The organism is Pseudomonas sp. YL2 (genome assembly GCF_023063025.1).
Lineage (GTDB): Bacteria > Pseudomonadota > Gammaproteobacteria > Pseudomonadales > Pseudomonadaceae > Aquipseudomonas > Aquipseudomonas putida_A.
The window spans coordinates 98,728-109,734 of record NZ_JAJSLU010000021.1; the positions used below are offsets into that span (position 1 = coordinate 98,728).

Consider the following 11,007-nt stretch of genomic DNA (forward strand, 5'->3'; position numbering starts at 1 on the left):
CCGGGGGGGGGGGGCCTTGCCCGCAAAGGCGTTTTCAAACAAAACTTTGTCTTACCCGCCCCCCCCCTTCCGCGTCAAATCCCGCTCCCATAGGTGTGTGTGCTCGCACAAAATTAAACTTGTCCCGCAACGGCGCGGTCACTGAAGGAACACCCTCAGAGCGCACGCCGCCGGTATGCCCACCTCCACCGACTTCGCAAAACTCTGGTTCAGCGCACGCAACTGGAGGCCGTTCGCCTTTCAAAAGCAGGTGTGGGTCGCCGTCAAACAAGGTCAGTCGGGGTTGCTCCATGCCAGCACCGGCGCCGGTAAAACCTATGCGGTGTGGTTCGCCGCGCTCAACCGCTTCGCCCGCATCAAACCCAGCGTTGCAGACAGCAAAAAACGCAAAGCACCAGCCGAACCACTGACCGTGCTGTGGATCACGCCGATGCGCGCCCTCGCCGCCGACACCGCGCGCGCCTTGCAAGCGCCGGTCAGCGATTTGCAGATTCCGTGGAGCATCGGTCTGCGCACCGGCGACACCAGCAGCGCCGAACGTGCGCGTCAGGGCCGGCGCCTGCCGACCACGCTGATCACCACCCCGGAAAGCCTGACCCTGCTGCTCGCCCGTGCCGACGCCAGGACTGCGTTGTCGAGCCTGCGGATGATCGTTGTCGATGAATGGCACGAACTGCTCGGCAACAAACGCGGCGTACAACTGCAACTGGCCCTCGCCCGTCTGCGCCATTGGCAACCCGAGCTGATCGTCTGGGGCGTGTCCGCCACCCTCGGCAATCAAGCCCACGCCGAACAGGTGCTGATCCCACAGGGCGGCGGCATCAGCGTGCAAGGCCAGAGCGAAAAATCACTCAATGTCGACACCTTGATCCCACCGGCCATCGAGCGTTTTCCATGGGCCGGGCACATCGGTCTGAAGATGCTGCCGCAGGTTGTTGCCGAACTGGACGCCTGCGCCAGCAGTCTGGTCTTCACCAACACCCGGGCGCAGTCGGAAATCTGGTATCAGGCATTGCTCGAAGCGCGGCCGGACTGGGCCGGGCTGATCGCGTTGCACCACAGCTCGCTGTCCCGCGAGACCCGCGACTGGGTCGAGCAAGCGTTGAAGGACGGCAAGCTGAAAGCCGTGGTCTGCACCTCGAGCCTGGATCTTGGCGTGGACTTTTTACCGGTGGAACGGGTCCTGCAGATCGGCTCGGCCAAAGGCGTAGCGCGACTGATGCAACGCGCCGGGCGCTCCGGTCACGCGCCGGGGCGCACCTCGCGAGTGACGCTGGTGCCGACCCACAGCCTGGAACTGATCGAAGCCGCCGCCGCAGGCGATGCCGTGGCGCAACGACTCATCGAACCGCGTCTGTCGCCGCACAAACCGCTGGATGTGCTGGTGCAGCATCTGGTCAGCATGGCGCTGGGCGGTGGCTTTATTCCCGAAGAGCTGTACGAAGAAGTGCGTGGTGCCTGGGCTTATCGTGATCTGACACTGGCAGATTGGGCCTGGGCGCTGGCTTTCGTACGTCATGGCGGGCTTTCTCTGACGGCCTATCCGGATTACCGCCGGGTCGAACCGGATGAACACGGTGTCTGGCGCGTGCCCGATGCGCGATTGGCGCGCCGTCATCGCATGAGCATCGGCACCATCGTCAGCGACGCGAGCATTAATCTGAAATTCTGGAGCAAGGGTGGCGGTGGCAAGCAGTTAGGCAGTGTCGAGGAAGGCTTTATCGCGCGGCTGAAACCGGGCGACGGCTTTCTCTTTGCCGGGCGCCTGCTGGAGTTGGTGCGGGTGGAGAACATGACCGCGTACGTCAAACGCAGCACCGCGAAAAAAGCCGCCGTGCCGCGCTGGAATGGCGGGCGGATGCCGCTTTCCAACGAATTGGCCGCCGCTGTGGTCAGCCGCTTCACGGCGGCAGCGCGCGGTGAGTTCGTCGGCCCGGAAATGCAGGCGCTGCAACCGTTGCTGCAAACCCAGGCACGCTGGTCGGGTCTGCCCACCTCCGACTGTCTGTTGGCCGAAGCGCTGAAATCCCGTGAAGGCTGGCACCTTTTCCTTTATCCGTTTGCCGGGCGCCAGGTGCATCTGGGGCTCGCCAGCCTGTTGGCGTGGCGCGTGAGTCAGCGCCAGCCGCTGACGTTCTCGATTGCGGTGAATGATTACGGGCTGGAGTTGCTCAGCGCCACGCCGGTCGATTGGTTCGAGCAATTCGATACGGCGCTGCTCAGCCCCGAGCATCTGCTGCGCGACGTGCTGGCCAGCCTCAATGCCGGAGAGCTGGCGCTGCGGCGCTTTCGCGAGATCGCGCGGATCGCCGGGCTGGTGTTCGCCGGCTATCCCGGCGCGCCGAAAAGCACCCGACAGGTACAGGCCTCCAGCGGATTGTTCTTCGAGGTGTTCAAGCAATACGACGCCGACAATCTGCTGCTGGCCCAGGCCGGGGAAGAAGTCCTGCGCGAAGAATTGGATATTCGTCGTCTGGAACAGACATTGGAGCGGATCAACCGGATGAAACTGGACATGCACCTGATCAAACGTCCTACACCGCTAGGCTTTCCGTTGCTGGTGGAGCGCATGCGCGAAAGCATGAGTTCGGAAAAACTCGCTGACCGCATCCGGCGCATGGTCGGCGATCTGGAGAAATCCGCCGACAAGGGTCAAGCCTCATGAGTGCAGCGTATCCAGTGCGCCTGGCTGGTGAGGAGCTCTGGCTGCTGCCGGAAAAGGCTCTGTACTGGCCGGCGCAGCAAGCACTGCTGATCGCCGATGTGCATTTCGGCAAGGCTGCGGCCTATCGCAGCCTCGGCCAGCCGGTACCACAAGGCACCACGACGGCGAATATCGAAGTGCTCGACCGCTTGCTGGCCAGACTGCCCTGTAGGCAGCTGATTTTCCTTGGTGACTTTCTGCACGGCCCCGGTTCGCATGCGACGGGTACGCTGAATGCCTTGGCCGAATGGCGCGCACGTCATGCCGATCTGCCGATGACGCTGATTCGCGGCAACCACGACAAACGTGCCGGGGATCCACCGACGGCGCTGAATATCCGGGTGGTTCCGGAACCGATGCTGCTCGGGCCGTTTGCCCTGCAACACGAACCCGACCCGCATCCCGAACGGCATGTGCTGGCCGGGCATGTGCATCCGGTCTATCGGCTCAACGGCAAGGGGCGGCAGCGTTTGCGGCTGGCATGTTTTCGACTGGGTGAGCGATTGAGCCTGCTGCCGGCCTTTGGTGCCTTTACCGGGGGTTATCAAGTCGAGAAAGACGCTCAGTGCAGGATTTTCGTCATCGGCGACAACGAAATATGGCCCGTCAGTTGAGGTCTTGGGCAAACCTCAGCTGACTGGCCATTCATGGAGTAGCGACTCAGGCCACTGGCGCGGGTGGCGGCTCGTCCGGCAGCGTCGGCTCGCCGGGTTCGGTCGGTTGTTCGTTAGGGGTGTCGGGATCAGGCTGACCGGGAATGCCGCCTGCCATATGGAAAGCCGGGTGTGCCAACAATGACCAGGCCAAAACGCCAACCTGATTGGGCTCAAGCCTTGCCAGTTGGGCGGTGATATGCGGATCGATCTTCATGCAACCTCCTCGGCGAAGGCCCGCTTTGCCAGAAGCAAAAACGGGCAGTACACCCCATAGAGTGTCTGCCCGCCAAAGAATTCCCGCGAACTGCCGGATGGATCAGGTACGCGGCAGGGTCACGCCACGCTGGCCCTGATATTTGCCGCCGCGATCCTTGTACGAAACTTCGCATTGCTCGTCGGATTCGAGGAACAGCATCTGCGCCACGCCCTCGTTGGCGTAGATTTTCGCCGGCAGGTTGGTGGTGTTGGAGAATTCCAGGGTCACGTGGCCTTCCCACTCAGGCTCGAGCGGGGTGACGTTGACGATGATGCCGCAGCGCGCGTAGGTGCTTTTACCCAGGCAGATGGTCAATACATTGCGCGGAATGCGGAAGTATTCAACGGTGCTGGCCAGGGCGAAAGAGTTCGGCGGAATGATGCAGACGTCGCTGTGAATGTCGACGAAGCTGCCGGCGTCGAAGTTCTTCGGATCGACGATCGCCGAATTGATGTTGGTGAACACCTTGAAATGGTTGGTGCAGCGCACATCGTAGCCGTAGCTCGAAACACCGTAGGAGATCACACGGCTGTCGTCGCTGCCGCGCACCTGGCGCTCGACGAAAGGCTCGATCATGCCGTGTTCCTGCGCCATGCGGCGAATCCACTTGTCCGATTTGATGCTCATGGCGGGTGTCCTGAATAGCGAGGTGGAAAAAATCTGTCCGGCATCTTACCGGGCGCGCCGCCGGGTTCAAAGTCCGCGCTGCAATTCTCGCCGAACACGCTGGAAATACAGGCTCTGGCGACGAACCGTCACACCGTCGATCCCTAAAACAGAGAAACCTTCGCAAGAAACATTGGCACGTTCCGGAAAAAGGGTTAAGGTGGCGCCACTGTGTTGCTTGTGTCACTGAGAATCTCTACACGATATGTTGAATTTCGATCCAACCATCTACAAGAATTTTTCCTGCTCTTTGCACTCAGTCTCGGCCAGGGTTCTTCCTGAGTCGCAGTTATCTTTGTTCAAGGAGTTACACCATGTCTAATCGCCAAACCGGTACCGTTAAGTGGTTCAACGATGAAAAAGGCTTCGGCTTCATCACTCCACAATCCGGTGACGACCTGTTCGTTCACTTCAAAGCTATCCAATCCGACGGCTTCAAAAGCCTGAAAGAAGGCCAACAGGTTTCTTTCATCGCTACCCGCGGTCAGAAAGGCATGCAAGCTGAAGAAGTACAAGTTATCTAACTTGTAGCTTCTTTAGAAAAGAGCCCCGCCCTCAAAAGCGGGGCTTTTTTGTGGGCGTGTGTTTTTAACGACCACAAAAAAGATCGCAGTCCGTGACAGCCCTCCTATAGGAGCTGCCGCAGGCTGCGATCTTTCGTTTGTGCCTTACCAGGCCACGCCAAACCCTGCGGTGTAGCGGGTCTTGTTCAAATCCGCATCCTTGGTACCACTGATGATGTCGCGTTCGGCCTTGAGGTTGAGCGACGCCCAGTCGGTGACCTTGTAGCGCAAGCCCATCTCGGCATCGAGCGCATAGTTGGCTACGTCAGACAGCGGCTTGCCCAGTTCGCCATTGGTGAAGAACTCGACTTTTTTGCCGATCAGGTAACGGTTGTAATCCCACTTCATGGCGACCGAATAGAAGTTGTCCTTGCCGCCATCGCTGTACTCGTAATCGGTGCGGTTGAGCAGCGAACCGAGCGAGAACGCGCCCAGCTCGTCGTCCCAGAACTGGTAACCCGGACCGGTACCGACCACACGCTGACGCGACAGCTCTTCAACGTAGTCGCGCTTGTAGTTCAGGCGCCCCTGCCAGAACCATTTGTCGGTGAGGAAGCGGTCAAGTGCGTATTCGGCGCGCCAGTTATTGGTGGTGACCTGCTCGTCCTGCACTTCGCGGTTGTATTCGCCCTCGGCGGTGTGCCGCCAGCGGCCATGACGCGCGGTGGTCTTGAAGTCGATGTCGTAGTCGTCGGTGTCCTTTTCCGCCCGTTGATAATCCATCGCCAGGCCAATATTGCCTTTCCATACCAGATCCTCGACCACCGGTTTGGGTTTGAGAATCTGCTGAATGCTCGCCAGCTCGACGGTCTTCGGCGCCTCGCCGTTGGCCAGGGTGACCTTGCCGTCATCGGCAGCGGTCAGCGACTTGGCTTTTTCACCGTTGTAGGCATCCTGTTTGACCAGCAGTTCCTGATCGCTTTGCAGGGTCTTGACCTCTTTCCAGTCGATGCTGACCGCACCCGCATACTGGGTCTGAATCAGCAATTTGCCGCCATCGAAAACGGAGATCTTACCGCTCAGCTTGTCACCGTTCTTTAACCAGACGGTATCGGCAAGCAGCGGCGTGGAGGCACTGAAAACAGCAAGGCACAGCAAGGTTCTGGACAACATAAGCGGATCGAGGGCTCAAGTTTGCGAAAAAGGTCGGCATTATCCGTAGGAATAAGACCCTGACAAGGACTGACCGAGCGATTTCCATTGAGTTCATTTCTCATCTGACCAACGAGCGATTACGCTTGAGCCCATCGATACGACTATTGTTCAGGAACCGCGCAGGTGAAAGAGCCGAATCATCCCGAGGAAAGCGAAGCGCAAATCCGACGCACGGCGCTTTATTCCACCCTTGCCCAAGTGCCTGAGGGCAAGGTGGTCAGCTATGGTCAGTTGGCTGAACTCGCAGGGTTGGGGCGCGCCGCCCGCTGGGTCGGTCGGACCCTGAGCCAATTACCCGGCGATACCAGACTGCCGTGGCACCGGGTATTGGGTGCCGGCGGTCGGATCAGCCTGCCGCCGGGCAGCCCTTCGGGGGACGAACAACGGGCACGATTGCGTTCTGAAGGCGTCACCGTCCTGAACAATCGTGTGGATATTCAGCGCCATGGCTGGCGTCCGGTAGAGCACAGCGGTTAGAGTGCGCGCTTTGTTTTCGCAATCTTGAGGCAGACTTCAGCCCATGCCCCGTAAAACCTGGCGCGCCGCGCTCGCCGCCTATGCCAGTCCCTCGACGCTCGTGCTGTTGTTGCTCGGTTTTGCTGCCGGCCTGCCGTACATGCTGGTGTTTTCGACGCTTTCCGTCTGGCTGCGTGAGGCCGGCGTTGCCCGTGAAACCATCGGCTACGCCAGCCTGATCGGTCTGGCGTACGCCTTCAAATGGGTCTGGTCACCGCTGCTCGACCAATGGCGCCTGCCTTTATTGGGCAAGCTGGGCCGCCGCCGTTCGTGGCTGGTGCTCTCGCAGACGCTGGTGATTCTGGGCCTGATCGGCATGGGCTTCTGTGATCCACAGAAACACCTGTCCTGGCTGATCGCCATTGCCGTTATCGTCGCTTTCGCTTCCGCCACCCAGGACATTGCGGTAGACGCCTATCGCCTGGAAATCGCCGACGACAGCCGCCAGGCCGCGCTGGCCGCCAGTTACATGTCCGGCTATCGCGTCGCCGCCCTGCTGGCCACCGCGGGCGCACTGTTCTTCGCCGAAGGCTTCGGCTCCACCGGCTTCAACTATCAACATTCGGCCTGGACCGGCACCTACGCGCTGTTCGGCGTGTTGATGGTGCCTGCCCTGCTGACTTCGCTGCTGATGCGCGAGCCGCCAGTGCCACTGCGCACGCAGCTGCAGGCCGGCCGCTACAGCTTCGCGCATCAACTGGCCTCGGTATTCGTACTGATCGTGTTGCTGGTGTCGGTTCCGGCGATGTTCACCCAGCTCTACAACACTGATTTCGCCAGCGTACTGTTCGGTCAGATGAGTCCGCTCGACCTGCTGCTCGAAGACCGCGCCTTCCTGCGCGCGATCCTCTATACCCTGCTCACCGGTCTGTGCCTGTCGACCATGGGCCGTCGCGGCCTGGCGCCAGTGTTGACTCCGGTCAACGACTTCATCCTGCGCTACCGCTGGCAGGCGTTGCTGCTGCTCGGACTGATCGCCACCTACCGGATGTCCGACACGGTGATGGGCGTGATGGCCAACGTGTTCTACATCGATCAGGGCTTCACCAAGGACCAGATCGCCAGCGTCAGCAAGATCTTCGGCCTGATCATGACCCTGGTCGGTGCCGGCATGGGCGGCCTGCTGATCGTGCGCTTCGGCATCCTGCCGATCCTGTTCATCGGTGGCGCGGCGTCGGCGGCGACCAACTTGCTGTTCGTGATGCTCGCCGATATGGGGCCGAACCTGAAGATGCTGGTGGTCACCATTTCGCTCGACAACTTCAGTTCCGGGCTTGCGACCTCGGCGTTCGTCGCCTATCTGTCGAGCCTGACCAACCTCAAGTTCTCGGCTACCCAGTACGCCCTGCTCAGTTCGATCATGCTGTTGCTGCCGCGGCTGATGGGCGGCTATTCCGGGGTAATGGTCGAGAAGTTCGGCTACCACAGCTTCTTCATGATCACGGCGCTGCTCGGCGTGCCGACGCTGCTGTTGATTGCCCTGCACTGGTTCCAGGAAAACCGCCGCGCGGGCCCGACGCCAACGCCTGAGCCTGCACCGACCTCCGTCGTCGAAGAATCGTAGGACATTTCAGCTACGGCGGGAGGATTCCCGCCGTAGCGCCTCACCGCCGAGCGCAATCCTGTACGTCGGCAAATCTCGCCGGTACACTGCTCCGTCATTTCCAGTCATAGCAACCGACAACGGCCAACCATGCGCACCAGTCAATTTTTGCTCGCCACACAGAAAGAAACGCCTTCCGATGCGGTCGTCGTCAGCCATCAGCTGATGCTGCGCGCCGGCATGATCCGCAAACTCGCTTCGGGCCTGTACACCTGGCTGCCGATGGGCTTGCGGGTAATGCGCAAGGTTGAAGCCATCGTTCGCGAAGAAATGAACGCTGCCGGCTCTCTTGAAGTGTTGATGCCGAGCACCCAACCGGCCGAGCTGTGGCAGGAATCGGGGCGCTGGGAAGAATACGGCCCTGAGCTGCTGCGCATCAAAGACCGCCACGGTCGCGACTTCTGCGCGGGCCCGACCCACGAAGAAGTGATCACCGATCTGATGCGCAACGAGTTGAGCAGCTACAAACAGCTGCCAATCAACCTGTACCAGATCCAGACCAAATTCCGTGACGAAATCCGCCCACGCTTCGGTTTGATGCGCGGCCGCGAATTCATCATGAAGGACGCCTACTCGTTCCACGCCGATCAGGCGTCGCTGCAGGTCACCTACGACCGCATGCATCAGGCGTACTGCAACGTGTTCACCCGTCTGGGCCTGAAATTCCGTCCGGTTGAAGCCGACAACGGCTCGATCGGTGGCGCTGGCTCCCACGAGTTCCACGTACTGGCCGAGTCCGGCGAAGACGACATCGTCTTCAGCAACGGTTCCGACTACGCGGCGAACATCGAGAAAGCCGAAGCCGTGCCACGGGAAACCTCGCGTCCAGCGCCGGCCGAAGAGCTGCGCCTGGTCGACACTCCAGACACCAAGACCATTGCCGCGCTGGTGGAAAAATTCAATCTGCCGATTGAAAAGACCATCAAGACCCTGATCGTCCACGCCGAAGAGCCAGGCAAGCTGATTGCCCTGATCATCCGTGGCGACCACGAGCTGAACGAAATCAAGGCTGCCAACCAGCCAGGCGTGGCCAGCCCGCTGGTCATGGCTTCCGATGCCGAGCTGCGTGACGCCATTGGCGCCGGCGCCGGTTCCCTCGGCCCGCTGAACCTGCCGCTGCCGATCATCATCGACCGCTCGGTCGAACTGATGAGCGACTTCGGCATCGGTGCGAACATCGACGACAAGCACTACTTCGGCGTGAACTGGGAGCGCGATCTGCCGGTTCCAACCGTTGCCGACCTGCGTAACGTCGTCGCCGGTGACCCAAGCCCGGACGGCAAAGGCACCCTGGAAATCAAGCGCGGCATCGAAGTCGGGCACATCTTCCAGTTGGGCAACAAGTACAGCAAGGCAATGAAGTGCGAAGTACTGGGCGAGAACGGCAAGCCGGTCACCCTGGAAATGGGTTGCTACGGTATCGGCGTATCCCGCGTGGTCGCTGCCGCCATCGAGCAGAACAACGACGACAAAGGCATCATCTGGAGCGACACCCTGGCGCCGTTCCAGATCGCTCTGGTACCGCTGCGTTATGAAACCGAGCAGGTGCGCGAAGCCACTGACAAGCTGTACGCAGAACTGACGGCGGCCGGTTTCGAAGTGTTGCTGGACGATCGCGACAAGAAAACCAGCCCGGGCATCAAGTTCGCGGACATGGAGCTGATCGGCATTCCTCACCGGATCGTGGTCAGTGACCGCGGCCTCGCCGAAGGCAACCTGGAATACAAGAGCCGCACCGAAGCCGAAGCGCAAGCGCTGCCGGTTGCCGATGTGCTGTCCTTCCTTCAGGCCCGTATCCGCCGCTGAATCCAGATAGAGACCTCATGTTCAAGCGAAACACCTTGGGCCTCGGTGGTGCCGCCTTGTGCGGCGCCCTGCTGGTCAGCGGCTGTGCCAATCAGATGTCACAGCGCAGCGAGCACGAAGAGCGGGTCGAGCGCAAATTGCTCGATCACAGCCTGCAGATCGATGTCGGTGAGCCTAAGGTGCTCGAGCTGCCGCAACGACGCGTGAAGATCAACGAACAGAAGACCTTCGAAGTCACCGAGTTCGAAGTCACCCGTCGTTACGATCGCTACACGCCTTATCAGCCCTGGCGCGAAATCTACGAGATTCCGCTGGGCGCGGTGGCCGTGGTCGCCGGTATCGGCGCCAATGTGGTCAATGTTTTCGCCCTAGGCAATCTGCCGGACAGCGTGACCAAGGACTGGCTGAACTACGGCATCGCCGGGGTCAACCCGTTCATGAACGTGCAGTCCCACGGTCGTGCGCAACAGAACCTGGCCGGTATCGATGAAGTCCAGCGCGACAAGCGCACGGAGTATTCGAGCCTGCCGTGGAGCGAGCGTCCGGTGCAGGTCAAGGCCGGCAAGCAGACCTTCGACATGACCACTGACCGCAACGGCGTGCTACGCCTGAACCTGCTGGACAGTCCGTTCGCCGAAAATGACCTGAACCGTATCGGCAAGCTGCAGATCAGCGTCGAAGACGGCAAGGATGACGTGCACAGCGACTCATCCCTGGCGATCAGCAGCCATTTGCGCAGCAAGTTGCTCGAAGCGCACGGGTTGATTTACGACGATCTGGAAGACGACGAAGTGAGCCAGTGGGTACACCGGGTCAAACGTCTGTCGGAACTGGGTCTGGAAGAAGAAGCCAGCGAGCTGGAGCAAAGCCTGATCGAACTGACGCGTAACGATCCTGAGTTGCAGGCGGAATTTCTCAAGTCGCTGACCAAGGATGCGGGGCGCCTGGTCGCTGATCCTGGACCGAATTAAGCCTGAAAAGCTTCGCGAGCAAGCCCGCTCCCACATTTGATCGAGTTCCTTCAGGGGGGATACAGTCAAATGTGGGGGCGGGCCTGCTCGCGGAGGCGACCTTGGAATCAC

General features: G+C 60.5%; 10 protein-coding genes. 7 read left to right on the top strand and 3 right to left on the bottom strand.

Features of this window, described 5'->3' with window-relative positions:
* Positions 1-175: 175 nt before the first annotated feature.
* Positions 176-2,665, top strand: coding sequence for a ligase-associated DNA damage response DEXH box helicase (locus tag LVD08_RS24415; RefSeq protein WP_247269457.1), 2,490 nt, complete (start codon positions 176-178; stop codon positions 2,663-2,665).
* Positions 2,662-3,318, top strand: a complete 657-nt coding sequence (pdeM, locus tag LVD08_RS24420) for a ligase-associated DNA damage response endonuclease PdeM (protein WP_247269458.1) — start codon at positions 2,662-2,664, stop codon at positions 3,316-3,318. Before LVD08_RS24415 ends, pdeM begins: the two co-directional genes overlap by 4 nt.
* 46 nt (positions 3,319-3,364) lie before the next feature.
* Here the strand turns inward: pdeM and LVD08_RS24425 are convergent, their stop codons facing one another.
* Complete coding sequence (locus tag LVD08_RS24425; protein WP_027614346.1) at positions 3,365-3,574, bottom strand: hypothetical protein; 210 nt, start codon at positions 3,572-3,574, stop codon at positions 3,365-3,367.
* Between the two features lie 102 nt (positions 3,575-3,676).
* Positions 3,677-4,243 carry a dCTP deaminase gene (gene dcd / locus LVD08_RS24430; RefSeq protein WP_003222308.1) on the bottom strand — a complete coding sequence of 189 codons (567 nt, stop codon included), beginning with the start codon at positions 4,241-4,243 and terminating at the stop codon, positions 3,677-3,679.
* A 353-nt stretch (positions 4,244-4,596) separates the two neighbouring features.
* On the opposite strand from dcd, the gene LVD08_RS24435 reads away from it, so the two are divergent.
* A complete protein-coding gene (locus LVD08_RS24435; RefSeq protein WP_002554837.1) occupies positions 4,597-4,806 on the top strand; it encodes a cold-shock protein in 210 nt (69 codons plus the stop codon).
* A gap of 144 nt (positions 4,807-4,950) precedes the next feature.
* Here LVD08_RS24435 and LVD08_RS24440 read toward each other — a convergent pair whose 3' ends face one another.
* Positions 4,951-5,958 (bottom strand): DUF481 domain-containing protein, encoded by a 1,008-nt coding sequence (locus LVD08_RS24440; protein ID WP_027614345.1) that lies wholly within the window; start codon positions 5,956-5,958, stop codon positions 4,951-4,953.
* A 165-nt stretch (positions 5,959-6,123) separates the two neighbouring features.
* Between LVD08_RS24440 and LVD08_RS24445 the strand changes: the two genes are divergently transcribed.
* From LVD08_RS24445 to LVD08_RS24460, 4 genes are all read left to right on the top strand, one after another.
* The gene (locus LVD08_RS24445) at positions 6,124-6,477 is read left to right on the top strand and encodes an MGMT family protein (protein WP_247269459.1); all 354 of its coding nucleotides are present in this window, start codon (positions 6,124-6,126) and stop codon (positions 6,475-6,477) included.
* Between the two features lie 43 nt (positions 6,478-6,520).
* Positions 6,521-8,080, top strand: coding sequence for an AmpG family muropeptide MFS transporter (locus tag LVD08_RS24450; RefSeq protein ID WP_027614343.1), 1,560 nt, complete (start codon positions 6,521-6,523; stop codon positions 8,078-8,080).
* 129 nt (positions 8,081-8,209) lie between these two features.
* A complete protein-coding gene (locus LVD08_RS24455; RefSeq protein ID WP_041070725.1) occupies positions 8,210-9,925 on the top strand; it encodes a proline--tRNA ligase in 1,716 nt (571 codons plus the stop codon).
* 17 nt (positions 9,926-9,942) lie between these two features.
* Positions 9,943-10,896: a hypothetical protein gene (locus LVD08_RS24460; protein WP_247269460.1), complete on the top strand. Its 954-nt coding sequence runs from the start codon at positions 9,943-9,945 to the stop codon at positions 10,894-10,896.
* Positions 10,897-11,007 lie beyond the last annotated feature (111 nt).